Source organism: Syntrophorhabdaceae bacterium (assembly GCA_035541755.1).
Classification (GTDB): domain Bacteria; phylum Desulfobacterota; class Syntrophorhabdia; order Syntrophorhabdales; family Syntrophorhabdaceae; genus PNOF01.
On record DATKMQ010000141.1, the window covers coordinates 1 to 25,574 of the forward strand.

Annotated in this window: 46 protein-coding genes, 1 tRNA gene and 1 pseudogene; 44 read left to right on the top strand and 4 right to left on the bottom strand. The window is 50.6% G+C overall.

Annotation, left to right across the window (positions count from 1 at the left end; genetic code table 11):
- The 31 genes and pseudogenes from VMT62_13780 to VMT62_13930 form a co-directional block, all read left to right on the top strand.
- Positions 1–122 (top strand): hypothetical protein (locus VMT62_13780; GenBank protein ID HVN97495.1); only part of this gene is annotated, 122 nt, incomplete at its 5' end.
- 11 nt (positions 123–133) lie between these two features.
- Positions 134–439 (top strand): 30S ribosomal protein S10, encoded by a 306-nt coding sequence (gene rpsJ / locus VMT62_13785; GenBank protein HVN97496.1) that lies wholly within the window; start codon positions 134–136, stop codon positions 437–439.
- A gap of 9 nt (positions 440–448) precedes the next feature.
- Entirely contained in the window at positions 449–1,072 is a 624-nt protein-coding gene (gene rplD / locus VMT62_13790) for a 50S ribosomal protein L4 (protein HVN97497.1), read from the top strand.
- Positions 1,069–1,356 carry a 50S ribosomal protein L23 gene (locus VMT62_13795; protein ID HVN97498.1) on the top strand — a complete coding sequence of 96 codons (288 nt, stop codon included), beginning with the start codon at positions 1,069–1,071 and terminating at the stop codon, positions 1,354–1,356. The genes rplD and VMT62_13795 overlap by 4 nt, the downstream gene beginning before the upstream one ends.
- On the top strand, positions 1,356–2,183 hold the full coding sequence (gene rplB / locus VMT62_13800; protein HVN97499.1) for a 50S ribosomal protein L2: 828 nt from the start codon (positions 1,356–1,358) through the stop codon (positions 2,181–2,183). The genes VMT62_13795 and rplB overlap by 1 nt, the downstream gene beginning before the upstream one ends.
- 10 nt (positions 2,184–2,193) lie before the next feature.
- On the top strand, positions 2,194–2,484 hold the full coding sequence (rpsS, locus tag VMT62_13805) for a 30S ribosomal protein S19 (GenBank protein HVN97500.1): 291 nt from the start codon (positions 2,194–2,196) through the stop codon (positions 2,482–2,484).
- A gap of 5 nt (positions 2,485–2,489) precedes the next feature.
- A complete protein-coding gene (rplV, locus tag VMT62_13810; GenBank protein HVN97501.1) occupies positions 2,490–2,822 on the top strand; it encodes a 50S ribosomal protein L22 in 333 nt (110 codons plus the stop codon).
- 12 nt (positions 2,823–2,834) lie between these two features.
- Positions 2,835–3,479 (top strand): 30S ribosomal protein S3, encoded by a 645-nt coding sequence (rpsC, locus tag VMT62_13815; GenBank protein ID HVN97502.1) that lies wholly within the window; start codon positions 2,835–2,837, stop codon positions 3,477–3,479.
- Entirely contained in the window at positions 3,479–3,895 is a 417-nt protein-coding gene (gene rplP / locus VMT62_13820; GenBank protein HVN97503.1) for a 50S ribosomal protein L16, read from the top strand. Before rpsC ends, rplP begins: the two co-directional genes overlap by 1 nt.
- On the top strand, positions 3,892–4,086 hold the full coding sequence (gene rpmC / locus VMT62_13825) for a 50S ribosomal protein L29 (GenBank protein ID HVN97504.1): 195 nt from the start codon (positions 3,892–3,894) through the stop codon (positions 4,084–4,086). The genes rplP and rpmC overlap by 4 nt, the downstream gene beginning before the upstream one ends.
- A 10-nt stretch (positions 4,087–4,096) precedes the next feature.
- Complete coding sequence (gene rpsQ / locus VMT62_13830) at positions 4,097–4,405, top strand: 30S ribosomal protein S17 (protein HVN97505.1); 309 nt, start codon at positions 4,097–4,099, stop codon at positions 4,403–4,405.
- Complete coding sequence (gene rplN, locus VMT62_13835; protein HVN97506.1) at positions 4,386–4,754, top strand: 50S ribosomal protein L14; 369 nt, start codon at positions 4,386–4,388, stop codon at positions 4,752–4,754. Before rpsQ ends, rplN begins: the two co-directional genes overlap by 20 nt.
- Before the next feature lie 19 nt (positions 4,755–4,773).
- Complete coding sequence (rplX, locus tag VMT62_13840; protein ID HVN97507.1) at positions 4,774–5,100, top strand: 50S ribosomal protein L24; 327 nt, start codon at positions 4,774–4,776, stop codon at positions 5,098–5,100.
- A 26-nt stretch (positions 5,101–5,126) separates the two neighbouring features.
- Positions 5,127–5,654 (top strand): 50S ribosomal protein L5, encoded by a 528-nt coding sequence (gene rplE, locus VMT62_13845; protein ID HVN97508.1) that lies wholly within the window; start codon positions 5,127–5,129, stop codon positions 5,652–5,654.
- 10 nt (positions 5,655–5,664) lie between these two features.
- On the top strand, positions 5,665–5,850 hold the full coding sequence (locus VMT62_13850; protein HVN97509.1) for a type Z 30S ribosomal protein S14: 186 nt from the start codon (positions 5,665–5,667) through the stop codon (positions 5,848–5,850).
- A gap of 9 nt (positions 5,851–5,859) precedes the next feature.
- Positions 5,860–6,261, top strand: a complete 402-nt coding sequence (gene rpsH / locus VMT62_13855; protein ID HVN97510.1) for a 30S ribosomal protein S8 — start codon at positions 5,860–5,862, stop codon at positions 6,259–6,261.
- Between the two features lie 9 nt (positions 6,262–6,270).
- Positions 6,271–6,807, top strand: coding sequence for a 50S ribosomal protein L6 (gene rplF, locus VMT62_13860; protein HVN97511.1), 537 nt, complete (start codon positions 6,271–6,273; stop codon positions 6,805–6,807).
- 10 nt (positions 6,808–6,817) lie between these two features.
- Positions 6,818–7,183, top strand: coding sequence for a 50S ribosomal protein L18 (rplR, locus tag VMT62_13865; protein HVN97512.1), 366 nt, complete (start codon positions 6,818–6,820; stop codon positions 7,181–7,183).
- Positions 7,184–7,195: 12 nt separating this feature from the next.
- A complete protein-coding gene (rpsE, locus tag VMT62_13870; GenBank protein HVN97513.1) occupies positions 7,196–7,702 on the top strand; it encodes a 30S ribosomal protein S5 in 507 nt (168 codons plus the stop codon).
- Between the two features lies 1 nt (position 7,703).
- A complete protein-coding gene (gene rpmD, locus VMT62_13875; protein ID HVN97514.1) occupies positions 7,704–7,889 on the top strand; it encodes a 50S ribosomal protein L30 in 186 nt (61 codons plus the stop codon).
- Entirely contained in the window at positions 7,890–8,336 is a 447-nt protein-coding gene (rplO, locus tag VMT62_13880; GenBank protein HVN97515.1) for a 50S ribosomal protein L15, read from the top strand.
- A complete protein-coding gene (gene secY / locus VMT62_13885) occupies positions 8,333–9,640 on the top strand; it encodes a preprotein translocase subunit SecY (GenBank protein HVN97516.1) in 1,308 nt (435 codons plus the stop codon). Before rplO ends, secY begins: the two co-directional genes overlap by 4 nt.
- A 19-nt stretch (positions 9,641–9,659) precedes the next feature.
- On the top strand, positions 9,660–10,409 hold the full coding sequence (map, locus tag VMT62_13890; protein ID HVN97517.1) for a type I methionyl aminopeptidase: 750 nt from the start codon (positions 9,660–9,662) through the stop codon (positions 10,407–10,409).
- Positions 10,410–10,415: 6 nt separating this feature from the next.
- The gene (infA, locus tag VMT62_13895) at positions 10,416–10,634 is read left to right on the top strand and encodes a translation initiation factor IF-1 (GenBank protein ID HVN97518.1); all 219 of its coding nucleotides are present in this window, start codon (positions 10,416–10,418) and stop codon (positions 10,632–10,634) included.
- A gap of 8 nt (positions 10,635–10,642) precedes the next feature.
- Positions 10,643–10,756, top strand: coding sequence for a 50S ribosomal protein L36 (gene rpmJ, locus VMT62_13900; GenBank protein ID HVN97519.1), 114 nt, complete (start codon positions 10,643–10,645; stop codon positions 10,754–10,756).
- A gap of 11 nt (positions 10,757–10,767) precedes the next feature.
- Positions 10,768–11,133, top strand: a complete 366-nt coding sequence (gene rpsM / locus VMT62_13905; protein HVN97520.1) for a 30S ribosomal protein S13 — start codon at positions 10,768–10,770, stop codon at positions 11,131–11,133.
- An 11-nt stretch (positions 11,134–11,144) separates the two neighbouring features.
- Complete coding sequence (gene rpsK / locus VMT62_13910; protein ID HVN97521.1) at positions 11,145–11,534, top strand: 30S ribosomal protein S11; 390 nt, start codon at positions 11,145–11,147, stop codon at positions 11,532–11,534.
- Complete coding sequence (rpsD, locus tag VMT62_13915; protein HVN97522.1) at positions 11,504–12,166, top strand: 30S ribosomal protein S4; 663 nt, start codon at positions 11,504–11,506, stop codon at positions 12,164–12,166. The genes rpsK and rpsD overlap by 31 nt, the downstream gene beginning before the upstream one ends.
- Before the next feature lie 31 nt (positions 12,167–12,197).
- On the top strand, positions 12,198–13,217 hold the full coding sequence (locus tag VMT62_13920) for a DNA-directed RNA polymerase subunit alpha (protein HVN97523.1): 1,020 nt from the start codon (positions 12,198–12,200) through the stop codon (positions 13,215–13,217).
- Positions 13,218–13,226: 9 nt separating this feature from the next.
- Positions 13,227–13,571, top strand: a pseudogene (rplQ, locus tag VMT62_13925) (50S ribosomal protein L17).
- Positions 13,572–13,910: 339 nt separating this feature from the next.
- Positions 13,911–13,984, top strand: a tRNA-Gln gene (locus VMT62_13930).
- A 339-nt stretch (positions 13,985–14,323) separates the two neighbouring features.
- Here the strand turns inward: VMT62_13930 and VMT62_13935 are convergent.
- Together VMT62_13935 and VMT62_13940 are read right to left on the bottom strand one after the other, a co-directional pair.
- A complete protein-coding gene (locus tag VMT62_13935) occupies positions 14,324–14,785 on the bottom strand; it encodes a hypothetical protein (GenBank protein ID HVN97524.1) in 462 nt (153 codons plus the stop codon).
- A gap of 149 nt (positions 14,786–14,934) precedes the next feature.
- Positions 14,935–15,324 (bottom strand): hypothetical protein, encoded by a 390-nt coding sequence (locus VMT62_13940; protein HVN97525.1) that lies wholly within the window; start codon positions 15,322–15,324, stop codon positions 14,935–14,937.
- Positions 15,325–15,575: 251 nt separating this feature from the next.
- Between VMT62_13940 and VMT62_13945 the strand changes: the two genes are divergently transcribed.
- From VMT62_13945 to VMT62_13970, 6 genes are all read left to right on the top strand, one after another.
- Complete coding sequence (locus VMT62_13945; GenBank protein ID HVN97526.1) at positions 15,576–15,800, top strand: helix-turn-helix transcriptional regulator; 225 nt, start codon at positions 15,576–15,578, stop codon at positions 15,798–15,800.
- A 166-nt stretch (positions 15,801–15,966) separates the two neighbouring features.
- Positions 15,967–16,263 carry a helix-turn-helix domain-containing protein gene (locus VMT62_13950; protein HVN97527.1) on the top strand — a complete coding sequence of 99 codons (297 nt, stop codon included), beginning with the start codon at positions 15,967–15,969 and terminating at the stop codon, positions 16,261–16,263.
- The gene (locus VMT62_13955) at positions 16,264–16,791 is read left to right on the top strand and encodes a hypothetical protein (protein HVN97528.1); all 528 of its coding nucleotides are present in this window, start codon (positions 16,264–16,266) and stop codon (positions 16,789–16,791) included.
- Positions 16,792–16,822: 31 nt separating this feature from the next.
- Positions 16,823–17,005 carry a hypothetical protein gene (locus VMT62_13960; GenBank protein ID HVN97529.1) on the top strand — a complete coding sequence of 61 codons (183 nt, stop codon included), beginning with the start codon at positions 16,823–16,825 and terminating at the stop codon, positions 17,003–17,005.
- Between the two features lie 13 nt (positions 17,006–17,018).
- On the top strand, positions 17,019–17,477 hold the full coding sequence (locus VMT62_13965; GenBank protein ID HVN97530.1) for a DUF2846 domain-containing protein: 459 nt from the start codon (positions 17,019–17,021) through the stop codon (positions 17,475–17,477).
- 328 nt (positions 17,478–17,805) lie between these two features.
- Positions 17,806–18,138, top strand: coding sequence for a hypothetical protein (locus VMT62_13970; protein HVN97531.1), 333 nt, complete (start codon positions 17,806–17,808; stop codon positions 18,136–18,138).
- Positions 18,139–18,236: 98 nt separating this feature from the next.
- On the opposite strand, the gene VMT62_13975 is transcribed toward VMT62_13970, so the two are convergent.
- A complete protein-coding gene (locus VMT62_13975) occupies positions 18,237–18,653 on the bottom strand; it encodes a cytochrome c (protein ID HVN97532.1) in 417 nt (138 codons plus the stop codon).
- 232 nt (positions 18,654–18,885) lie between these two features.
- Positions 18,886–19,089: a DUF2158 domain-containing protein gene (locus tag VMT62_13980; protein HVN97533.1), complete on the bottom strand. Its 204-nt coding sequence runs from the start codon at positions 19,087–19,089 to the stop codon at positions 18,886–18,888.
- A 378-nt stretch (positions 19,090–19,467) separates the two neighbouring features.
- Here VMT62_13980 and VMT62_13985 point away from each other — a divergent pair, with 378 nt between their 5' ends.
- From VMT62_13985 to VMT62_14015, 7 genes are all read left to right on the top strand, one after another.
- Positions 19,468–20,166, top strand: coding sequence for a hypothetical protein (locus VMT62_13985; GenBank protein ID HVN97534.1), 699 nt, complete (start codon positions 19,468–19,470; stop codon positions 20,164–20,166).
- A 126-nt stretch (positions 20,167–20,292) separates the two neighbouring features.
- Positions 20,293–20,931 (top strand): N-acetyltransferase, encoded by a 639-nt coding sequence (locus tag VMT62_13990; protein ID HVN97535.1) that lies wholly within the window; start codon positions 20,293–20,295, stop codon positions 20,929–20,931.
- A gap of 281 nt (positions 20,932–21,212) precedes the next feature.
- Positions 21,213–21,818: a hypothetical protein gene (locus tag VMT62_13995; GenBank protein ID HVN97536.1), complete on the top strand. Its 606-nt coding sequence runs from the start codon at positions 21,213–21,215 to the stop codon at positions 21,816–21,818.
- Complete coding sequence (locus tag VMT62_14000; protein ID HVN97537.1) at positions 21,815–22,954, top strand: M48 family metalloprotease; 1,140 nt, start codon at positions 21,815–21,817, stop codon at positions 22,952–22,954. Before VMT62_13995 ends, VMT62_14000 begins: the two co-directional genes overlap by 4 nt.
- Positions 22,955–22,964: 10 nt before the next feature.
- Positions 22,965–23,531, top strand: a complete 567-nt coding sequence (locus tag VMT62_14005) for a hypothetical protein (GenBank protein ID HVN97538.1) — start codon at positions 22,965–22,967, stop codon at positions 23,529–23,531.
- Between the two features lie 71 nt (positions 23,532–23,602).
- Positions 23,603–24,304 carry an alpha/beta family hydrolase gene (locus VMT62_14010; GenBank protein HVN97539.1) on the top strand — a complete coding sequence of 234 codons (702 nt, stop codon included), beginning with the start codon at positions 23,603–23,605 and terminating at the stop codon, positions 24,302–24,304.
- Positions 24,305–24,725: 421 nt separating this feature from the next.
- A complete protein-coding gene (locus VMT62_14015) occupies positions 24,726–25,523 on the top strand; it encodes a GntR family transcriptional regulator (GenBank protein ID HVN97540.1) in 798 nt (265 codons plus the stop codon).
- Positions 25,524–25,574: the final 51 nt, after the last annotated feature.

A 25,574-nucleotide genomic window follows, 5' to 3' on the forward strand; every position in this document is an offset into this window, starting at 1 on the left:
ACAACGTGACCCTGAACGTGGAACTGGTGACCCCCATCGCCCTGGAGAAGGAACTCCGCTTTGCCATCCGTGAGGGCGGCAAGACGGTGGGCGCCGGTGTTGTTACCGAGATCATAGAGTAAAGGGGAAGAAGATGAGGCAGAGAATCAGGATATGCCTGAAGGCCTTTGATCATAGATTGCTTGATCAATCGGTGAAAGAAATAGTCGATGCGGCGAAGAAGACAGGCGCGCAGGTCATAGGACCGGTGCCCTTGCCCACGAGGATCCAGAAATACTGCGTCCTGCGGTCCCCGCACATCGACAAGAAATCGAGAGAGCAGTTTGAGGTCAGGACCCATAAGAGGCTGATGGACATCGTTGATCCCACGCAGCAGACCGTTGATGCGCTCATGAAGCTGGAGCTCGCGGCAGGGGTCGATGTGGAGATAAAATCATAGGAGTTTTCCATGGCAGTTACTGAATTGCTCGATATGAAGGGTGCAAAGGTCGGCGAAGTTGAGATCAAGGATGAGATTTTCAACTGCGAAGTGAAGGCGCATCTCATTCACGATGTAGTGAAAATGCAGCTCGCCAACAGAAGAAGCGGAACCGTCGCAACCAAGACAAGGAAGGACGTCTCCGGAGGCGGGCGGAAACCTTACCGTCAGAAAGGTACGGGCCAGGCAAGACGCGGCAGTTCCCGGTCTCCCCTTATGGTCGGCGGAGGTATAGTATTCGGGCCGCAGCCGAGAGATTACAGTTACACCCTTCCCAAGAAGGTGCGCAGGAGCGCTCTGAAATCGGCGCTCACCACACGTTACGCGGCCTCCAACATGAAAGTCCTCGATAAACTTGAATTGTCCGATATAAGCACCAAGACCTTTAGTGGCATCGCATCCGCGCTTAAGGTTACCAAACCGCTTTTCGTGATCGGTGGCAAAGACGAGACAATCGAAAAATCTGCACGGAATATACCGCACCTCAAGGTCCTGAGAGTTGAAGGGCTCAACGTATACGACATCGTGAAATATGACGAGCTGGTTATGACGCTCGATGCACTACGGAAAATAGAAGAGGTATTGGCCCCATGAACGAATACGATATTGTTCTTCGTCCCATTATTACGGAAAAAAGCACGCTCCTCAAAGATGCGGGCAACCAATATGTCTTCGAGGTACAGCGAGACGCCAATAAGATAGAAATCCAGAAGGCCGTGGAAAAACTTTTCAAGGTGAAGGTGGTCTCGGTCAGGGTTTCAAATATGGAAGGGAAAAAGAAGAGACTGGGAAGATTTGCGGGAAAGAAGGCTGACTGGAAAAAGGCCATTGTCAAGCTGAGTCCCAAGGATAAAATAACAATTTTTGAGGGTGCATAATGAGCGTAAAGGAATATAAACCCACATCCGCCGGAAGACGCTTCATGAGCGGCCTTACCTTCGATGAAATAACCAAGAACAAACCCGAGAAATCACTGCTCACCCCCAAGAAGAAGACGGGTGGCAGAAATCATAGCGGGAAGATTACGACAAGACACATCGGCGGCGGACACAAGAGAAGATATCGGGACGTCGATTTCAGAAGAGACAAATTAGAGATTCCCGGTAAGGTAAGCGGTATCGAGTACGATCCCAACAGATCGGCAAATATCGCACTGATCCACTATGTGGATGGCGAGAAAAGATACATCATTGCGCCCCTCGGCTTGAAAGTGGGTGAGATGATTGTTTCGAGTCTCAAGCCCGATACGGAGATAAAGGAAGGCAACGCGCTTCCTCTTAAGTTCATCCCTCTCGGTACTTTTGTACACAATGTTGAGATGAAGCCGGGCAAGGGCGGACAGCTCGCGAGAAGCGCCGGCAGCTATGCGCAGCTCGTGGCCAAGGAAGGAGGATACGGTCACGTGAGATTGCCCTCCGGCGGCGTGAGACTGGTGAATCTGACCTGCACGGCAACCATAGGCCAGGTGGGCAACATTGACCACGAGAATATCACCATCGGAAAGGCAGGCAAGCCGAGATGGAAGGGTGTCAGGCCTACGGTTCGCGGTACGGCGATGAACCCCGTTGACCATCCACTCGGCGGCGGCGAAGGAAGGTCAAAAGGTGGCCGCCACCCCTGTTCACCCTGGGGACAGCTGTCCAAGGGCCTCAAGACGAGGAAGAACAAGAGGACGAACAAGTTCATCATAAAACTCAGAGGGTAGGAGGTTCGAAGTGGCAAGGTCTCTCAGTAAAGGGCCGTATTTAGAAGAGCAACTGGCGAAGAAGGTTGACGAAGCCAAAGCATCCAAGGGTGCAAAGGTAATCAAGACGTGGTCGAGAAGGTCTACCATCGTCCCCGACTTCATAGGACTTACCTTCGCGGTACACAACGGAAAGAAGTTCATACCCGTATTTGTTACTGAAGAGATGGTCGGTCATAAACTGGGCGAATTCTCTCCCACAAGGACATTCCATAGCCATTCCGGAGACAGGAAGGCTAAGGTAGCGAAGAAGAAGGAATAGATACTATGGAAATCACGGCAAAAACACGCATGATCCGGATATCGCCTCGCAAGGTAAGAATTGTCAGCGATCTTATCAAAAAGAAGAATGTGAACGAGGCCGCGGGGCTCCTCACATATATGCCCCAGAAGGCGTCATTCATCCTGAAGAAGCTTCTCGATAGCGCCATCGCCAATGCGAGACAGAAGAAATACGTGGATATCGACAATCTCTACGTAAAAAATGTTCTCGTGGATGGCGGACCCATGCTCAAGAGGTTTCTGCCCAGGGCCATGGGAAGGGCAACCCGTATCCGGAAACGTATAAGCCATATTACGCTCATATTAGACGAATTATAAACTGGAGGTTCAATGGGTCAAAAGACAAATCCATACGGTTTCAGACTTGGAACGATCAAGACGTGGGATTCCAAGTGGTTCGCGGCAAAGAACTACGCCAAATTCCTCCACGAAGACATCACGATAAAGGCATACCTCAAGAAGAAGCTCTACCAGGCAGGCATCTCCAAGATCGAAATAGAGCGTGCCGCTAACAAAGATAAAAGAGCGAAGATAAATATCTACACGTCGAGGCCGGGACTCGTTATCGGGAGAAAAGGCGCCGAAGTCGAGAGTCTGAAGAAAGAACTCCAGCACATAACCGACAAGGAAGTAATCCTCAACATCACGGAAGTGAAAAGACCCGAGGTAGATGCACAGCTTGTAGCGGAGAACATCGCCCTGCAGATAGAGCGCAGGGTCTCCTTCAGAAGGGCCATGAAGAAGAACGTTTTACAGGCCTTGAAGTTCGGCGCCAAAGGCATCAAGGCCATGTGCGCGGGGAGGCTGGCCGGGGCTGAAATGGCAAGGACCGAATGGTACAGGGAAGGCAGGGTACCGCTTCAGACCATCAGGGCGGACATAGATTACGGCTACGCCGTGGCATCCACAAAATACGGCGTCATCGGCGTCAAGGTTTGGGTCTTTAAGGGTGAAGTTTTCCAGGAGGCAAGGTAATGCTCACGCCGAAACGGGTAAAATATAGAAAACAACAGAAGGGTAGAATGAAAGGCGTTGCCCACAGGGGCAATGTGGTGACCTTCGGGGACTTTGGTCTCCAGGCCACAGAGGCCGGCTGGGTCACCGCGCGTCAGATCGAAGCGGCAAGGATTGCCCTTACCCGCTACGTAAAAAGAACGGGTAAGGTGTGGATCAGGATATTCCCGGACAAACCCATTACCAAGAAGCCTCTTGAAACAAGGATGGGCAAGGGAAAAGGCCCTAATGAAGGATGGGTGGCGGTCGTGATTCCCGGCAAGATCCTATACGAGATTACCGGCGTGCCCGAAGACAAGGCGCGGGAAGCCTTGAGGATAGCATCTTTTAAACTTCCCATCGGAACGAAATTTGTCGCGAGAAGTGAGGAGTTATGAGAGGGAAAGAGTTTCAGGAACTGACACGGGAAGAGCTTCTCAAAAGGAAGAAGGACATAAAAGAAGAGCTTTTCAATCTGCGGTTTCAGCACTCCACTGGGCAGCTTGAAAACACCGCGCGGATGAAGCTTTTGAAAAAGGATGTAGCCAGGATTGAAACGGTTTTACGCCGCAAGGAATTAAACGCCTAAAGAGGTTCGCATGGAATTGAAACGAGAGACAAGCAAAAGAAAGATGGTAGGGATTGTCGTCAAGGATAAGATGGACAAGACCATCGTTGTGGAAGTGGAAAAATTCCTGAAACATCCCAAGTATCATAAATACACGAAGAGAAAAATGAGATACAAGGCCCATGACGAAACCAATGCCTGCAAGATAGGCGACGAAGTCTTGATAGCCGAGGCAAGACCGTTGAGCAAGGACAAGAGATGGCTCGTGAAAGAGATCATTAAGAAAGAAGAGCTGTCGGCGGGCGAGAAAGAGGTGGGAAATGATACAGGAGCGAACTAAACTCGAAGTGGCCGACAACTCGGGCGCAAAAAAGCTCGGCTGCATAAAGATCCTCGGCGGCTCCAAGAAGAGATACGGGACCGTGGGAGATATTATCGTCTGCTCGGTGAAAGAGGTGATTCCCAACGCCAAGGTAAAAAAGGGTGAAGTTGTCAAGGCGGTGATCGTGAGAACGACAAAGGAGATACGACGTACCGACGGCTCCTATGTGAAGTTCGATGATAATTCGGCGGTGATCATAAACCAGTATAATGAGCCTGTGGGCACACGCATCTTCGGGCCCGTGGCAAGAGAGCTTCGAGCAAAGAAGTTTATGAAGATTGTATCATTGGCCCCTGAGGTTGTGTAAGGGAGAACGTGAGGTAGGCATGGAAGAAAAACAATATCATGTGAAGAAAAATGACCTTGTTATGGTGACGACCGGTAAGGACAAAGGCAAAACCGGCAAGGTTTTACGGGTACTCACGAAGAAAGACCGGTTGATCGTCGAGAAAGTCAACATGGTGAAAAAACATGTGAAACCGACGCAGAAGGCCAAAGGCGGCATCATGGAAAAAGAGAACCCCATCCACATTTCCAACGTGATGATCTTTTGCGAGAAGTGTTCAAAGCCCGTGAGAGTCGGGAAGAAGACCCTCGAAGACGGACAAAAGGTCCGCTTCTGCAGAAAGTGCCAAGAGGTTATTGATAAGTAGGAGGCCATAGTTTGAAGACAGAGTTCATGGAATTTTACGAAAAAGAAGTAAGATCTGCCCTCATGAGAAGGTTCCAGTACAAGAACGTCATGGAGGTACCTAAGATCGAGAAGATCACTGTCAATATCGGTCTCGGCGAGGCACTGCAGAATGTAAAGGTACTTGACAGCGCATCGGGTGATATGAAAGCCATAACAGGCCAGAAGCCGGTCATTACAAAGTCGAAAAAATCGATCGCCTCTTTCAAGTTGAGAGAAGGCCAGTCCATTGGCTGCATGGTGACACTACGAAGAGAAAGGATGTACGAGTTCCTGCATAAGCTCGTTCATATCGTCCTTCCCCGGGTGAGAGACTTCAAGGGTGTCTCCCCCAAATCCTTTGATGGCAGGGGCAATTACACACTGGGACTTCGTGAGCAGATTATCTTCCCTGAAATCGAATACGACAAGATCGATAAGATACGGGGTATGAATATTACCGTTACAACCACGGCAAAAACGGATGAAGAGGGATACGAGCTTCTCAAGCTCATGGGAATGCCCTTCAGAACCTGATGGAGGAATGATGGCGAGAAAAGCAATGATCGAGAAGACCAAGAGGACGCCCAAGTACGGAGTACGAGCAAAGAACAGGTGCCACATCTGCGGCAGACCGAGAGGCTATATTCGCAAGTTTCAGATGTGCAGGGTGTGCTTCAGGTTATATTCTCTGAGGGGATCAGTCCCCGGCGTAATAAAATCGAGCTGGTGAGGTGGCACTATGAACGTAGTCGACCCGATTGCGGATATGCTGACAAGAATAAGGAACGGAATCATGGCGCGCCATGAGTTCGTGGACATACCTTATTCAAATATGAAATTGGCCATATCGAAGATACTGAAAGATGAAGGATACATAAAAAATTACAAGACCTTCATCGATGAAGCACGGAAGAAATTTCTCAAGGTCTATATGAGTTATGATGAAAACAGCAAGAGTGTTATTACCGGCCTTAAAAGAGTGAGTAAGCCGGGCCGGCGCATGTATGTTAAGGCGGACGGCTTGTCGAAACTAAGAAGCCGGATTGGCACCGTGATCCTTTCAACATCGAAAGGTCTTATGACGGACAGAAACGCAAGCAAGAGCAAGATTGGAGGGGAACCCCTCCTCATGGTCTGGTGAGGTGAAGTAATGTCGAGAATAGGAAAAAAACCCATTGTGCTGCCTCAGGGAACCAAGCTGGAGCTGACAGACGGCGAGGTCGTGGTTACGGGACCCAAAGGCTCATTGAAAAGAGGCTTTTTGGAAGGGCTCACCTTGAGCGTTGAGGGGAATGTGGCTACCGTGAAGCGGTTAAGCGACGAGAAGAAGATACGGGGATACCATGGCCTCATGAGAACGCTCATCGCGAACATGGTAGACGGCGTGGCCAAAGGATTCGAAAAGAAGCTTGAGATCGTGGGCATTGGATACCGCGCCGAGTTGCAGAGCGGTAATCTTGTATTCTACCTCGGCTATTCCCACCCCATCACTTTTCCTTTACCCAAGGGGATCACAGCGCAGGTTGACAAGCAGACAGCCGTCACCATCCAGGGGATCGACAAAGAGCTCCTCGGACAGACGGCCGCGAAGATACGTGGTTTAAGGAAGCCTGATGCGTATAAGAATAAAGGCGTCAAGTACGTGGGAGAAGTGCTCAGGAAGAAAGCAGGCAAAAGCGGGAAATAAGGAGTAGGGGATGCAAAGAAAACAAAAAGTTGAAGCCCGGGAAAGAAGAAAGAAACGGATGAGCAAGAAGATCCGGGGGACCAAGGATAAACCGAGACTCTGCGTTTACAGGAGCTTGCAGCAGATGTATGCGCAGCTTGTTGACGATTCGGAGGACAAGGTAATTACCGGACTGTCGACGCTCCATAAAGAAGTGAAGGCCGCCTTAAAAACCGGCGGCAACATAGAGGCTGCAAAGAAGGTAGGAGAAGCAATCGGCAAAAAGGCGATTGAGCTGGGACTTACTCATGTTGTCTTTGACAGGAACGGTTTCAAATACCACGGACGGATCAAGGCCCTTGCGGAAGGCGCGCGGGAAGCAGGGTTAAAATTTTAACAGGAGGTTGTGTTGGTTGAGAGAAAGCGAATAGACGCGGGCGAACTCGATTTACAGGACCGGTTGGTATATATAAACCGTGTAGCGAAAGTGGTGAAGGGTGGACGGAGATTCAGCTTCAGCGCGATTGTCGTGGTCGGAGACGGCAACGGACGCGTGGGTTACGGCCTGGGAAAAGCCAACGAAGTGCCTGATGCCATACGAAAGGCTGTGGAGAGGGCCAAGAAAGACCTTGTCCAGGTACCCGTGGCCAAAGGCACGATCCCCCATGAAATAACGGCGAAATACGGAACGAGCCAGGTCTATATGAAGCCGGCAAGCGAAGGCACCGGCGTTATCGCGGGCAAGGCGGTTCGAGCCGTGGTCGAAGTTGCAGGCATTACGAATATATTGACCAAATGTTACGGCTCAAGAAACTATCACAACGTGGTAAAGGCGACCATAAAAGGCCTTGCACTGCTGAAATCGCCCGAGACGGCACTCAAACAAAGAGGCAAGCTCAAGGGCGCGGAGGGTTAACATGGGCCACCTTAAGATAAAGTGGACAAGAAGCACGATCAGCTGCACCGACGATCAAATTGCGACCATAAAGAGCCTCGGTTTCAAGAGGCTCTATGAGGAAAAAACGGTCAAGAATTCACCTGAGATACGGGGTATGGTGAAAAAGGTTATGCACCTTGTCACCGTTTTGGAGGATCTTCGATAAATGAAACTGTCAGATTTGAAAGCAAACCCAGGGTCGGTAAAGGCGCGTAGGCGGGTAGGAAGAGGCACGGGCTCAGGTCTCGGAACCACCGCAGGATACGGCAACAAAGGACAGCGCTCCACAAGCGGAGGCACAAAGGCGAAAGGTTTTGAAGGCGGCCAGATGCCGCTTACCAGAAGGATCCCCAAGAGAGGGTTCAAGAATCCTTTCAGGAAAGAATATAGCCTTATCACCATCGGTGACTTGAGCGTCTTCAAAGGCAAAGACAAGGTGGGTATCGAGGATATCCTCCACGCGGGTTTCATAAAGAAGATGAAAGACGGTGTCAAGCTGCTATCGGACGGAGAGATCAATTTCCCCTTAAAGATTGCTGTTCATAAGGCGTCACAAAAGGCCATCGAAAAGATACAAGCTCAGGGTGGCGAGGTGGAGGTCCTACTTTCATGAGCACTTTCCAGAACATTGGAAAGATACCTGAACTCAAGCGAAGGATCATGGTATCTTTTGCGTTGCTTGCCGTGTACCGGCTCGGGGTGCACATCCCCACGCCTGGTATAGACGGCAAGGTATTGGCGGGCATAATGGAGAGGATGAAAGGAACCATCCTCGGCTTTTTCGATATGTTCGCAGGAGGCGGTCTGGAGAGGCTTTCCATATTTGCTCTGGGCATTATGCCGTACATCAGCGCATCGATCATCCTCCAGCTCCTTACCGTGGTCGTGCCGACCCTTGAAAAGCTCTCTAAAGAGGGCGAAGCCGGCCGGAGGAAGATTACCCAGTATACCCGGTACGGGACGGTCGTCATCAGCATCATCCAGGGCTTCGGCATCGCGATGTATCTCGAGCGAATGACCGGAGGGGGCGGAGAGCCTGTGGTCTATCATCCAGGATGGTCATTCAGGCTCATGACCATGATAACGCTCACCGCCGGTACGGCATTCATCATGTGGCTCGGCGAGCAGATTACGGAAAAGGGCATCGGTAACGGTATATCGCTCATCATCTTCTCCGGCATCGTGGCGCGTATGCCCAATGCCATTGCCAGTACTGCAACCCTTGTCAACTCGGGCGAGATGAACTGGTTCAAGGTCCTCGTGATCGTCGCGCTCATACTCTGCGTGGTGGCGTTCATCATCTTTATGGAAACGTCGCAGAGGAGGATACCCGTTCAGTACGCGAAAAGGATTGTTGGTCGCAAGATGCTCGGGGGGCAGACAACCCATCTGCCGCTCAAGATCAACACCGCCGGTGTCATACCTCCGATCTTCGCATCTTCAATCATGACCTTTCCGATCATGATTTCCAATTTTATTCCCAACGAACCGGTCAAGAGATTCGCCCAGATGTTCAGTCAGGGCTCATTCCTCTTCGAGATTTTCTACATAGGATTTATTATTTTCTTCTGCTATTTTTACACCGCAATCGTTTTCAATCCCGACAACGTGGCGGACAACATGAAGAAGTACGGCGGTTACATTCCGGGGATAAGGCCGGGGAAAAGAACATCCGAATACATCGATAAGATATTGACCAGAATAACGCTAGTCGGGGCCTTCTACATCTCTTTTGTCTGCGTCCTTCCGACAATCCTCATGATGAAGTTCCACGTGCCCTTCTATTTTGGAGGCACCGCCCTTCTCATTGTGGTCGGTGTGGCCCTCGATACGATCCAGCAGATAGAGTCACACCTGATCTTGAGACATTATGACGGACTTGTAAAGAAAGGGCAGAGACTGAAGGGGAGAAGGTAAAGTATCAAATAGTTGCGGGATGGTTATATTAAAGAGCAAAGCCGAAATAGAGAAGATGCGAATAGCTGCCAGATGGGCCATGGAGATACTTCTCTATCTTAAGGATTTCGTAAAGGAAGGGATTAGGACCATAGAGTTGGAAACGCTGTGTGAAGAAAAGATAAGGAAGATAGGGAACGTGAGACCGGCCTTCAAGGGATACAATGACTTTCCCTATTGTTTGTGCGTCTCAATAAACGACGAGGTTGTGCACGGCATGCCATCGGAAAGGGTCTTAAGAGACGGCGACATCGTGAGTCTCGATTTCGGCACCCTCTATGACGGCTATTACGGAGATGCCGCCATGACGTACGGAGTGGGGACCATATCCAAGGCCGCCGAGAAGCTCCTCAAAGTCACGGAGAACGCTCTCTATCGGGGCATCGAAGAGGCCAAAGATGGCAACAGGCTCTACGATATCTCACATGCGGTCCAAACATGTGTTGAAGAGGCGGGTTTTTCGGTGGTGAGAGATTTTGTCGGTCACGGGATCGGCCGGGGGCTCCACGAAGAGCCGCAGCTTCCCAACTACGGAGAAAAAGGAACTGGCACACGCTTGAAGCCGGGTATGACGCTTGCCATAGAGCCCATGGTGAATATGGGAGGCAGCGAGGTATACATAAAACCGAACAGATGGACGGCGGTAACCAAAGACGGGAGCCTGTCAGCGCACTTTGAGCACACTATTGCGATCACGGACTTGGGTCCCGAAATCTTAAGCGTCGTGTAGAAGATTATGCCAAAAGGTGAAGGAATAGAAATTGAAGGAACTGTGATTGAACCGTTGCCCAACGCCATGTTCAGGGTGGAACTCCCCAACGGACATAAGGTCCTGGCGCACGTATCGGGAAAGATGCGCATGCATTATATCAAGATACTGAAAGGGGACAAGGTTGTGGTGGAACTTTCGCCCTATGATTTGACGAGGGGCAGGATCATTTACAGGGTCAAGTAGGAGGAGAAATGAAGGTAAAGCCTTCCGTGAAGAAGAGATGTGACAAATGCAAAATCGTGAAGAGAAAGGGTGTGCTGAGAGTCATATGCGAGAACCCGAAACATAAACAGAGACAGGGTTAAGGAGGCATAACGTGGCAAGAATTGCTGGTGTCGATATACCGAGAGAAAAGAGAATAGAAGTGGCGCTCACCTACATATACGGTATTGGTAAGAATTACTCCAACAGGATTCTTTCCGAAGCCGGCATCGACCCGAACAAGCGCACCAACACACTTTCTGACGAAGAAGTCGCAAAGATCAGAGAGATTATCGAGCGGAGTTACAAGGTTGAAGGCGACTTGAGAAAAGAGGTTAATATCAGTATCAAACGGCTCATGGACATCGGATGTTACAGGGGCTTGAGACATAGAAAAGGATTGCCCGTAAGGGGTCAGAGAACGCGGACAAATTCCCGGACGAGAAAAGGTCCGAGGAAGACTTCCATGAAACGAAAATAATGAGGTGGTAGATGGCAAAGCCCAAAAAAAGCGCGAAGAAGAAGATCAAAAAGAACATACCCGTAGGCGGTGCTTACATACAGTCAAGCTTCAACAATACGATTATCAGCATCACCGATCCTCAGGGCAACGTGGTAGCATGGTCGAGCGGCGGGGTGGTGGGGTTTAAGGGCTCCCGCAAGAGCACTCCCTTTGCGGCGCAGCTGGCCGCGGAGAATGCAGCAAAGAAAGCCATCGAGAACGGAATGAAGACGGTTGACGTCTACGTGAAAGGACCAGGAGCGGGCAGGGAAGCCGCTTTACGGGCCCTTCAGAGCGCGGGTTTGAAGATCCACCTCATCAAAGATATCACTCCCATTCCCCATAACGGGTGCAGGCCACCCAAAAGAAGACGAGTATAAGGAGGCGGGCATTGTCAAGATACATTGGACCATCATGCAGGTTGTGCCGGAGAGAAGGCGTGAAACTTTTCCTCAAAGGTGAGAGATGCTACACCGAAAAGTGCGCTATAGAGAAGAGAAACTACCCACCCGGTCAGCATGTCGATACAAAGAGCAAGTTTCAGGAATACGGCCTGAGGCTTCGCGAGAAGCAGAAACTGAGAAGGATATACGGTCTCAGCGAAAAACAGTTCAGAAGATTTTTTACCATGGCGGAAACCAAAGAAGGTATTACCGGAACGAATTTCCTCGTCCTTCTGGAAAGACGGATCGACAATATGGTTTTCAGGCTTGGTTTTGCCACGTCGCGGAAAGAGGCGAGACAGCTTGTGTCTCACAGCCACGTTACAGTTAACGGCAAAAAAGTCAGTGCGCCCTCATATATCGTGAGAGCAGGAGACGAGATCGAGGTAAGACATAAGACGCTGCCGAGCGTACAGAATGCCCTTGAATCGGTGGTACGGAGAGGCATGCCTTCGTGGATCGAGCTCGACAAGGAGAACATGAAAGGCGTGATCAAGCTGCTTCCGACACGGGAAGATATTACCATGCCCATTAAAGAGCAGCTCGTTGTAGAGTATTACTCACGATAGTCTATACCCCTACCAAGGAGGGTACGAACATATGTTTGAAAAGAACTGGCAGGAACTGATAAAGCCATCGAAGATTGAGGTCGAGAAAAGAGACACTCATTATGTAAAGTTCTCTACTGAACCCTTTGAGAGGGGGTACGGCGTAACTGTAGGCAATTCCTTGCGAAGGGTGCTCCTCTCCTCGATCATGGGCGGCGCCATAACATCGGTGTGGATCAACGGCGTTGACCATGAATTCTCAGCCATCAGGGGTGTCAAGGAAGATGTAACGGAAATCATACTCAACCTGAAGAAGGTCGTTCTTAAGATGACCGATGACAGACCTATCACGTTGAAAATCGACGTAAAGGGAAAGAGGGAGCTCAAGGCGGGCGATATTACCCATGAGGGCGGCGTAGAGATCGTGAACCCCGATCTGCACATCGCCACCTTAAGCAGCGAAGCCAAATTGTATATCGAAATGAAAGCCAAACTCGGCAGAGGATACGTGTCCTCCGAAGCGAATGTTGACGAGAATGACCCTATCGGGACCATACCCATTGATTCAATCTTTTCTCCTATCAGAAAGGTGAGTTACAACGTCACCCAGGCGCGGGTTGGGCGCAGGACAGATTACGATAAGCTCACCATGGAGATATGGACGGACGGAAGCGTCAATCCTCTGGATGCACTTTCCTTTGCGGCCAAGATCATCAAGGAGCAGATGCGCATCTTCATCAACTTTGAAGAACTTGAAGAGGCCGACGGCATCGAGGACAGAGGCGGCGATAAATCCGACTTTAATGACAACCTGTACCGGAGCGTGGACGAACTGGAACTCTCAGTAAGAAGCGCCAACTGTCTGAAGAACGCCGATATCAAGTATATCGGGGAACTGGTGCAGAAGTCCGAGCAGGAAATCCTCATGACCAAAAACTTCGGCAGAAAATCGCTCAACGAGATAAAGGAGATTCTCTCCTGCATGGGGCTGAGATTGGGATTGAAATTGGACAGCTTCCCGTCACGGGACGATCTTGATAAGATGGTGCTCAAGAAAAAAGATCACATATAGAGGTTGAACATGAGGCATTTGAATCGAGTCGCAAAACTGAACAGATCGAAGAGCCACAGAAAGGCGCTGTTGCAGAACCTTGCTAATGCGCTCTTCGAGCATGAAAGAATAACCACGACGAGCACCAGGGCCATGGAGTTAAAGAAGGTCGCCGAGAGGCTCATCACGCTCGCAAAGAGAAAAGACCAGCATTCCATGAGGCTTGTTTTTAGCATGTTGCGGAACAAGGAGATCGTGAAGAAACTCTTTGCCGATATTGCCGACCGGTACAGCGCGACGAACGGCGGCTACACCAGGGTTTTGAAGATCGGTAACAGAAAAGGTGACAACGCCCCCATGGCCATGATCGAGCTTACCTTGAGAAAAGAGAAAGAAGGCAAGAAGGAAAAGCCTAAGGAAGCCAAAGAGGGGGGCAAGCCCTCGAAAGAAACGACCAAAGAAGTCGAGGCGAAGAAAGAGCCCAAGACCAAGAAAGAGGCCAAAGAGAAAAAGGAACCAAAAGCCAAGAAAGAGCCCAAGACCAAAGCGGAACCAAAGGCCAAGGCGGAGCCCAAAGCGAAAAAAGAGACTAAGGCCAAGAAAGAAGCTAAGGCGGAAAAAGACGATACCTCCGCGCCCAAAGAAAAGAAACCGCGCAAGAAAAAAGAAGAGACAAAGGAGTAAGGAAAGTAGTATAAGTATAACGGAGAGTATTGGGAGATCGTTCAACGGCAGGACAACGGACTCTGACTCCGTGAATCAAGGTTCAAATCCTTGTCTCCCAGCCATTTTGAACTTTAAAAGGTCTGTCGAATTGACAAATTCGGCAGACCTTTTTGCTCAGTTGGCCCTCACCCTCTTCGTAACAAACTTCGTTATCTTCGTCGTAGAAAGTCCTCAACGTATTCAAGATACGCTTCCGGCTTTCCTTTCCTCGCTGCCCGTTAGTTGCTCTTCGCTGTCGTTGTATGGGGGTGCGAGAAGTAAGTATTGGAAAAAGTTAAAAGTGACTCCGGAAAGATCGTATGATCACTTTAAAAGATACATTCCTGATCTCATTTTCAAATGGCATTTGAATTCAAATGTTTTGGCCGCATGAACCGCACATAAAAAATCGGCGGGGCCAATCATTTTCCTTTTGAGACCACATAGATGGCCGTGAGGTCTTTGTAATTGCAGGCGCTTCCAGAAGCCGACGCCGTGTTGAGGTCCTCCATGATATCTATGCAGTTAGAGCGTTTGCCATATTGGCGCTCCAAATAATCTTTTGTCCATAAAGTCAGTTCGTATACTTCCTTTTGTGGCGTGCTCGTGTGTTCCGAAAGGTTCTCTATCAGATACCGGTAACGGATAATTTTTGCTGGGTCGGTTGTGCTATCAACGAGTGCCAATCTTTTTTCAAACGGTTGACTCTCAATCGATTGTAATGAACCGGGATCGGACCCGCACCCAAAAATGCCGCAAACGAACGTGCCCGCAATTACCGCAATGAGACCCGCAATCAATAAGACGACCCTCGTTTCCCCTCTGTTTCTTGACCTCATATTCCCCCCATTTCTCGACTCCCTGCCACCCCAACTTTTGACCATTTCTCTCTCCCCCGCTCCGGCCTATATCACCGCGAAGCCGCGCCGGCACAGCAAGTCCATATGAGCCTTCCGCCGGCTTTCCGCCGCATCGCCGCGATAGACGAATACCAACCCGTCAATATTCTCGAGGTATCCCCCACATATCAGTCTTAGTTCTGCCCGCCCGCACGTTGCTTCTTTTCCCCCTTTGATCCCGAGGTCTTAAAATCGTCCTCCCGTGGGCCGATGACCCTCTTGATCTCCTCCACGTCTTTTTCCAGCTTTGTAACCTTTTGCGCATTACGCACCGCACCCAGGAACATATAAATATTCTGGGTCAAAGCAAGCTTCACCCCTTCATGACCGGACGTCATGATCTCCATAAACGCGTCGAAGATGGGCCGAATCTCCTCAGGCACGGGATATCCCGGCCCGCCAGGGGCCTGCTTTTCGCGCTCAGCCAAAAATGTGTCGCTCTGCGCGCCTCGCCTCTCAGCCGAGTCCTCCCTCGATGAGACTGCGATTTTCCTTCCCTCCACATCAACGTATCTCGTTGTCACTTCTCCTGTGATGAGCCAGCCGACATCGTATTTGCGATCTTCGCAATATTGAAATAATATGTCATACGGCACGGTCTTGCGCTTCCTCCACGTCGATACAGTATTAGGTTTTACTTTCAGAGACTTAGCCAGACCAGCGTCATTGCGCAGCCCCTCAAGCTCGATTATTTTATCAAGAATTTCGTCAATAGTTCGCATTAGCGACACTTTTTCCTTGACAATATGATCGCAACTGTGAATATCATGTCACCATGAAAACAGTCCAGACAAAAAAGAAGATACAAAAACTCATGATCGACAAGGATGTGAGCGGCGCCATGATCGCGAGAAGGATCGGCTGCACCCGGCAGAACATATACCACGTGATAAGAGGCAGGCATGCCACGCCGAATATCCGCCAGGCCATAGCAGAGGCCCTCGGCGTACCGATATCCGACCTCTGGCCTGCCAAAAAACCTCGCCGGAGAGCGCCATGAAGACAACTTTCAAACATACTTTGATTTTAGAATGTTTTACCAAAATAGGCAATGTGAATTTTGCACGATTTGTTAGGGCAGACCTCAATAGTCTTACTCATCCCGCCAAACACATCCGCGAATTCCCGCGGCAGCGGCAGCGACTGCGACAGGCAGAGGGGGAACAATGACCACCTACAGGCGCATCGAGACGGTACGCAAAGCGGGCGAGATTCTGAAATATCTCGCCGGCGAGAGGGAACCGGCGCAGGCCAAATTGATCGCCCAGGCCGTAAACCTCCCCGTGGGTACGGTTATGTGTCATCTCGCCACCCTCGAAGATTTAGGCTTCGTCACGGCGATAGGCGAACGCTTCAAGCTCGGCATGGGCTTAGCCCTCTTCTGGGCCCGGGTGCGCGCAAGCTTGGAGGCCGACAAAGCCCGCACAGAACAGGACATCAAATCACTGGATACGGAGGGATAGATGGCGGGGAAACCAAGAGTAAAAGACGCAGATGTAGCCGCAGTGGACGAAATCTATCGGATGGCCGAGGAGAAGACGGAAGTGAAGTACAAAAACCTTTTACACGAGGCAAAACTTACGCTCGCGTTCGCAACATTTTCTGCGTCCTACGGTGCAAAGATCAAAGGCCAGAGGATGCAGGAGAACTTCTCTCGGCTCCTTAAGACGATGTTTCTTCGCGAGGCAAAAGAGAAGCTGAAGTTCAGTCATATAGATTTACTGTTGCTATTTCATAATATGCCGTGTATGATGATAGAAAGTCCCAAGAAAAGACCGTTGTGTAACAGGTTCTTCGACATTCCATCAGAGAGGGGGAGACATGTCAAAGATCGCATGTGTCGTGGCACTAATCGGAACCGTTCTTTCGGCGTCTTGCGCGTTCGATTTGGCCCACGTATCGTTCTCGCCAACAGCATTGACACCAAAATCAGACAAATCGTTCAGAGTAGCAACAAAAACGACCACGAATGGAGCGCCTTGCGGATATAACCGGACCATTGCCAAGGGCACAACATGGAGTATGGTGGGAACGGTATCCGAGGGAGAAGTCTACAAATCCAAAGACCAGGTTCTTACCGTAGAGTGTTCAAACATCCACGAGGCCTATTTGGTAGTATCTCAGGGATCTCTCGTGGGATTCTATCTTCCGGTTGAAAAGGGATTTGTTAAGCTGCCTGAACCAATTGCACTCAATATAGAATAGGGAGGAGGCCCTAATGAAGAAGACAAAAAGCTTTTTCCTGTTGCTGGTTGTCCTGTCTTCGCTGGCCGGTTGCGCGACTTCCGGTCCGAAATACTCCGAGTACAAGGCCCAGATACCGGCATCAAATCCCGACCTCGGAAGGATCTATTTTTACAGAGCATCGGCATTGGGCGCTGCCGTGAGACCGAATGTAGTTCTCAACAACGAAGTGGTTGGCGAAGCGATATCGCATGGGTTCTTTTACGTAGACAGGGCACCTGGCGAGTATGTAGCGGTGACTTCCACCGAAGTAGAGCGAAAGGCGAGTTTTACTTTGGAGAAGAACCAGACGCGTTACATACGGTTGAGTATCAGCCTGGGTTTCTTTGTCGGTCATGTTTATCCAGAGTTGGTTGACGAATCGGACGCTTTGCCTGAGATAGCCGATTGTAGGTTTACCGGTCAAATGACAAGCGGGCAGAATCAGAAATAGGACTGGTTGGACCGAGGCCGGCCTTCCAATCACTTAAACGATCTCGTCGAGTCATTTGTTTATCGTTGACCGCTCATTAGAGCCTATTGTTTCGGGAGAGGAGCCCCCGGGGTGAGCCGCGCCTTTCAATTGTTCTATAAATATGCCACTGGTATGGGCGCCATGGCAGGCCGAATCTCCGCTATTAACGCGAATCCTCATTTTACCAATATTTATTAGAGTACCAGATTTCAAACTGCAATTTTTACGTATTTATAATTGCCAATTATGCGCATGCCCTGTATGATAGGATTGTATGGCACATTGCCAGTGAGACAGGGAGGACGAGATGTCGAACGCGGAGATATATTGGACCGGTGCATCCGGAAAAAAGTACAGATATTGGTCTAAAGACCTTCCCTATTATTGTGATCCCGAGCAAAAGGGAAACTACATCTTTGCCAAGATTGTTGATGGAGCATGGGTCCCTATCTACATCGGTCAGGGTGATATAGGCGTTGGAGTAAATGACGAGACGCATTACTGGTGTGCCACAACCAGAGGCGCCACTCACGTTCATGTTCATACAAAGAGTTCAGAAAAGGGCCGCATATCAGAAGAACAGGACCTATTGAGGGCGCACCCATGTGTATATGCGCCTACCGGCTGTAATCAGAAATGAGCCGTAGCAAAAGACCATTTGTTCACCTGCTGCCCGTTCAGTATGGGTCGTCGATACCAAGAGCCTGCTCTTTAGACATCAGGCAACTCACCCGGTGATTATTTTCCGCCGGGCAGTTTTATCGCCTTGGCCGAGGCCGGAGTAAGGGCTTTGCCGTCGGATTTAACGCCGTTAGCCTCGAGGGCGAAGGAAATAATGTCGAGATATTCCTTGCTCTTCAAGCTGCCAGGCTTGTCCCCGGGCATCTGTTTCCGCGCAACATCATAGACTTGACGCACGTCCTTCATTCCTGGCAGGAATCCGGGACCAACCAGTCGAGGAGCCTGCGCCCCCGCAAGTTTGCCGAATTGAGCAGGGACTGCTCCCCCCTCACCGCCGGCGCCATGGCAGGCTGCACAGTATTTGACGTAAAGTTCCTTTCCGCTGGACGCCTGATCGGTAGTATATGCGAAAGCAGCTACCACCAAGACGATGCCGGTGAGAATTGCACATGAAAGCGTTAATGCTCTTTTCATAATCCGCTACCTCCTTCATTTTCTCAGGCTATAGACTGACGCGGCAGGATACTTGGGACTTGGGTCCAAAGCCCCGGCCGCTTCCTTTCCCCTTAAGTCTTCTTCTAACCATCCTGCCTTAAACCGTCAAGGGACACCACCAAAGGTTGGAGTCTTAGGCTCGCCTCAAGGGTTTCTCCGGACCGCATACTCCCCCACTCTCATCGCCGAGCTCGGTTTCCCTGCCACCGGTTCAATAGACGACCGGTTCCTTCTCGGGTGGGCCTTCTAACATGCTGGCCTTGAATACATTTCTCTGTAAGTCTTTTCTGTCATCGAACCAGACGCATTGGATGCCATCTTTGAGGCCGGCCGTATGAATGCCTGTCTTTTCAACAGTCATTACTGGTCCTCCACTTTTTAACCGAACTTTTTGACCTTCTTGAAATTCGCTCATTCTTCATTTCCTCCTTTTTGGTTCCTTGTCTGTGCGTCTTTCCCGGGGCTTGCGTGTGGTTCTGTTCACCCCGGGCCATTAAGCTCCCTCTTATTTCCTGCCCTGATTGCATCTGTAACCATCCAGCGTGGAATCGTCAAGAGGATGTACACCGGATCACGGCGCAAAACGCCCGTCAATCCTTCGCTTGCCCACCCTGAGCGCAGTCATTCTTGATTCTGCACGTTCAAAACGTGTTGCAAAAAATTCCTGAAAATATGAGAATAGCTTGGTACCTTGAGGTAGACAGAATGCTACGGTGCAGGTCTCATACCGCGAGAAAAAAGATACGGCCCGACAAGTTGCACTGCCTCTCTTCACGAAGGAGAATCATGTAGCATGGAAACAAAGGAAATCATGTACTATGAGGAGCCTGGTCCATCTAACACGGACCAAATCCTCGAACTGGCAAGAAAGAGGGTAGAGGCCCTGGGAATACGTCATGTGATTATGGCGGCGCAAACAGGGTTTGCCGTGAAGAAGTTTCTGGGACTCGCACGCGGTTTGGACGTAAACATTGTGGCGGTCACAAACGCAAAAGGTGCAAAAATGGCCGTCTCGAATCTGTACAGCAAGTACGAAGAGCCGAGGCGGATAAAAGAGGACTGCTTGAAGCAAAATGCTCAATACCTCCCGGTCAGCATATCAGACGAGGACCGTGCATGCTTTGAGCGGGAAGGTGTTAAGGTCTTCTATGTGCCGGATGTTTTCGGCATTGGCGGTCTTGGGCCGGAGGCGCGACGGGAGGCGACATCTAAGCTCAACCGTTTCCTTCCAGGGCACCTGAGACCCCTTGACATAGAGACGGGGGAGGATCTGTCTCTCTTTAACATCATAAGCATGGGATTTCGTGTGCTTGTGGGTATCACGGTGATCGCTGTAAACAACGGTTTGGTGCCGGAGGGTGAGACCGCACTTTCCATTGCCGGAACCGGCTTCGCCGGCGGAGGCGCAGACACGGCGGCTATTCTCAGGGTTGGCAGAACCGCCAGGGGCTGTCTGATAAGAGAAATACTCGGCTTCCCGAAACTCAAATGAACGATCGCCGCATGAGATACGAAAACCGTTTCTTGCGGCTCGCGGGTTTTGCTGGCGCGCACGTGTATGTGCCGGTGTCGGGGTGGGGCGGCCCCTTCGATACAAGAAAACTAAAGGGAGAATGACGTGAACGTTAAGATAAGAAATGAAATGGAGGAAGATTTTCGTGAAGTTGAGGAGCTAACGAGAGAGGCGTTCTGGAATCTATATTTCCCGGGATGCAACGAGCATTACTTAGTCCACAGCATGAGGAATCATCAGGATTTTATAAGAGAGATGGATTTTGTTGCAGAGTACAGAGGTAAGATAGTGGGAAATATCATGTATACAAAAGCATGGTTGATTAACGAGAATGGGAAGGAAGAAGAGATTATAAGTTTTGGGCCGCTGAGCGTGCTGCCGAAATATCAACGCAGGGGCATCGGTACCGCATTGGTCAATCATACAAAAGAGATCGCTCTTAAAAAGGGCACAAAAGGCATCGTGATATATGGGGACCCGCACAATTACTGCAAACATGGCTTCAAAAGCGCCAAGGATCTCAATATCAGCGATATGAATGGGGAGTATCCTCATGGAATGCTCGCCCTCGAATTGGAAGAGGGGGCATTTGGAGGTGATAGATGGAAATTCAGATACAGCAACGCGTTTAATGTAAACGAACAGGAAGTTGAGATTTTTGACAAAACCTTTGAGATCAAAGAAAAGGGGTACAGGTATTCTCAGGATATTTTTTCAATCGCCTTTAGATCATATGTCAGGTGACTCAAACATAGGCCAAGGTTTTTTCTTGCCTTAGTTCATGGTCGATGCTATTAATTATGCATACGTATCGGCCACGTGCAGTACTTTGGACTCCGCCATATTAGTCGCTCAAAGAGATGAAAATCTTTGTCACGGCGATACGGCGGATAAGACCGGTGGGGGACAGGATGAACAAAAACAGATATCTTTTATGCCTTATTCTGATCTCTTTGGTGTCATATCCCCTGGTAGCCTTTTGCGATCCAGGGTACTTTAGGACATCTCCCCAGGCGGCAGAACGTGTGAAGGCGACCAAAACCCTGGGCATTCTCTTCATTGATATGAAGGTCTATGAACTGACGGCCGGAGGCATGCATGAACTCAAGGAAGATTGGACCGGATCGGCGAGACACAATTTCTCCACCTCTCTTCAGACCGAGCTCAAAGACAGGCTCATAGAAGCGAAAGTGCTTGACGGAGAGAATCCCTCCGAAGAGATGGATGACGTTCAAGTGCTATACAAGGCTGTAAGGAGTGCAATCCTGACGCATACCTACGGTTCCGCCTTGAACTGGGATTTTTTCCCTGAAAAACTGGACCATTTCGATTACTCTCTTGGTCCCATCGAAGGGCTCCTTGCCCGGCTCAATGTAGATGGCCTGATTCTCGTGACGGCTGGCGACGAAGTCTCGACCGGAGGTAGAAAGACGCTTATGGTCGTGGGCGCTTTCACCGGCGTGCACCCTCGGTCAGGCATGACATGGGCCGACGCGGCGCTCGTGGACGGTTCCGGCTCGATACTCTGGTTCAGCGCGAATCCCGGCAAGGCCTACGATCTCAGGGAGCCCGATGATGTCTTTAGGCTCGTTGGCGGGCTATTCAAAGAATTCCCGGTCCCGAAGAAATGAAGAATAGAGTAGTAATTGCCCTTGTATCGGCGATCATTGTGGGCTTCTCCGCCGGGATATCCTTGCCCACGCCGCCGGCTGTCGCACTGGACCAGGACGAAAAAATGCTCTGGTCTCAGGCTCAAGAGGAGCAGAGAAAGATCGCGCGTAGCGGTCTTGTCTATGAGGACGAAAACCTGACCGCCTATCTCAATAACGTTTTGACAAAGCTTCTGCCCGAAGGCGGTGTGCCGGGCATGAAGCCGAAGGTCGTCGTGCTGAAAAATCGTGCCATAAACGCCTTCACCTTTCCCGACGGCACCATCTATATCAATTCATGCATGCTCGCATTGATGGAAAACGAGGCGCAGCTCGCAGTCGTGCTTGCCCACGAGGCAATACACGCTATCAACCATCACACGATCAAGGAATACCGGAACACGAAGAGCAAAACATCATTTTTGGCTTCAATCACGGTTGTCGGAGCATGGGTGGGCGCGGGTATCTTCGGTGCAGTGGGAACCATGGCGGCTGTGACAGGCTATTCCAGGGCGCTCGAAACGGAGGCGGACATGGAGGGGCTCCCCATGGTTGTCAAGGCGGGATATGACCCGGCGGAGTCTATTGCCTTTTTCAGTTTACTGGAGGCCGAGGCCAAAGAGGAGAACGTGAAGGAGCCCTTCTTTTTCGGGAGTCATCCGCGGCTGCAAGAACGCAAGGGAAACTGCGAGGTCTTCATGAAATCGGCGGGAAACAAGGGCGGATCTACCAATCGGGAGGGTTTCGCAGAGGCCTTGAGCGACATTGTCTTCGATAGCGCCTGGCTTGAACTCAAGGCGGGCAGGTTCAATACAGCCAAAACCATGGCGGAACGGTATCGGGGCACGAAGGATGGCGACCCGAAGGCCTACTACCTTCTTGGTGAGATTTTCCGGCAGCGCGGGGACAAGGGAGATCAGGAGGCGGCCAGGGAGAACTATACGAAGGCCATTTTCCTCGATGAATCCTATGGCGACCCCTACAAGGCCCTGGGGCTCATGAGCCTCAAGCTTAAAGAAAACGAAAACGCGCGGCGGTATTTTGGCGAGTACCTCGCGCGTTCGCCTGATACCAAAGACCGGGCCTATATCGAAGAATACCTGAAAGGACTCGAATAGCGGGGAGAATATGAAAAAGCTTGTCTTACTAGCAGCCCTTGTTTGCCTTACGAGTTGCGCCCCCCAGAGGCCCTGGATAAAGACCGAGAAGGTCTATACAAATCAGAGTCAGGGTTTTACCGTGGAGATGCCCGAGAACTGGATGAGGTCGAGTCAGAACGATTATCTTTTAGCCACCAGGGACGGATTTCCGCTCCAATCCATATATATACGCAGGTTCGACATCAAGCAAAATCCGCTGAAGAATACCAAGAAGATTCTCCGAAAGGACATGCTGCCCCAGGAAGTGGCGGAAATAGTCCTCGACGACACGATTTCGGCGTCGTCGCTAAGCGACGTAAAGACCGAAGAGAATGTCCCGGTGACCATAAGCGGTGTTTCAGGATTCAGAATGGTTTACACGTTCCGGAATATTTCGGGACTCAGGATGAAGGCCGTGCTGTGCGGACGGTTAAAGGATGATTGGCTTCTGATCGTTCGCTATAGCGCGCCTGCAAGACACTATTTCGATATGGATGCCCCTACCTTCGAGAATGTCTTGAGGACGCTCAAGGTGACGGATGAAGCTAAAAAGTAGCACCTCATCCTAACCGAAGCCTTATATCCTTGGTGAGCAGAGAGTCGAAAGCTCAGAAAAGGACGTATCGATTGAAATACGAGGAAGACCGAGTCTCGATCCCGATTGGCGACAAAGACCGCACGTCAGGGATAATCTCATTGCCCGCAAAAATAGACAGACGCATGGGGGTCGTCATCGCCCATGGGGCCGGCAACGACATGAACACGCCCCTCGTCGCTTTTTTTGCGGATGGCCTGGCGCGAGCGGGTTATCCGGTATTGAGGTTTAACTTTCTCTACAAAGAGGACGGAAGGAGGGCCCCGGACAACGGGCAAACCCTGGCTAAAACATGGGCTGAAGCACTCTCGTACGCCAAAGGAAGATTGGAAGCAAAGGTCGATGTCTGGGTTGCAGCGGGGAAATCCATGGGAGGGAGGATAGCGGCTTTGATGGTGGCCGATGGGCTCCTTCCCGTTCATCGTCTGATCTTTCTCGGGTATCCCCTGCACCCGGCAGGCGAGAGAGAAAAAGTGAGAGCGGCTGATCTCGACCGTATCAAAATTCCCATGCTCTTCTTTGCGGGAACGCGGGACCCTCTGTGCGACATGGCAGGACTCAAGGAGGTCTTACAACGAGTGACGGCCCCTCAGAGCTTTTTGTTATCGAAGGAGGGGACCACTCCTTTCATGTTCCGAAGGCGCTTAACCAAACGGAAGAAGAAATCTTCACTCGCATCGTCGAGAAGAGCCTCACGTGGCTGGCAATGCCCGCATGATGCCCCCTATTCGTAATGCTTCCCAATCGCCCTGACGGTCCATGAAGATTAAGTTCTCCATTCGTTCCCGAACGGGAGAGCCCTTAAGTGCGCGCAGGTGTTTGGTGTTTCCCGACCACACTGTTGCCTGACGTAAACCTTGCCGCGTCATTTTGACTGGGGCAGGGCGTTACGGTCAACTATCTTCTGCCTGAAAAGAATGAGCCATATAATCCGACAGGCATCTCTGTTACCCCCGATATCAGATTGTTGACAGGAGAATAGCGCCGAATCAAGGCGGGACGCACGAGCGGAAGAGGACGCTCATTTTTCCTTGACAAGGGTAAACGGCAGATGTATCGTATAATTGGTCTGTGGTCAGACCAAAGACGGCAGATCGTACGAGCAGATCGACCAACGTACGTGATGTTAACCGCATACGCGCAAGGAGAGTCATCATGACAGTCGATAGAGGTCTTTTCAAACCACTTCCATCCAAAAGGGCCTTCGATCAGATCGCAGATCAGATCAAGCAACTCATCTACTCGAAGCAATTCCAGCCAGGGGACAAGCTGCCCCCTGAAAGGGAGCTCGCTGCGCAGTTTAAGTCAAGCAGAATGGCGGTACGGGAGGCTTTCCGAATGCTCGAGCAATCCGGCTTGATTTACGTGAGACACGGAAGCGACGGCGGGGCCTTCGTAAAAGAGGCGGACAGCTCAGTTGTCATCGAATCGATATCCGACCTGGTGCAGCGGGGCAACCTTACCATAGAGAACTTAAGGGAGGCGCGAGCCGGCATAGACAGGCTCATCATCCAGGCGGCGGTTGAAAGGATCAACGAAGAAGAGATGCGCACGCTCAAGGAGAGCGTCGAGGAATCCGAAAAGATACTGAGCCGTAAGCCCGAGGGAAGGCCGCCTTTCGACTTCGAGGCGCTTGTATTGACGTTCAGGCGCTTTCATTTCGTCATCGCTAAGGCAACGAAGAACCCGTTTTTCGAAGTCATTGTCCAGGCTATCATGGGTGCAACCCGTTTCGTTATCAATGAGCAAACCATTTCCCACAGGCGTCTCAAGAGCCACCTTATCCTCCATAAGGAGCTGTATGAGGCGTTAAAGAGTAAGGATCTTTCTCTGGTGTTACGAACCATGGCCGAACACGAAGCCATAGTGGAGAATAACTACCCTTCGGCAAGACAACGTCGCGGGGCGCGACTCTTAAACACGGCTACTCGGAGGCTAAAGAAACCCTCTTGATCGGGAAGACACGAAGAGGGCCGACAAAAGGGAGGCTTTGACCTGAACATA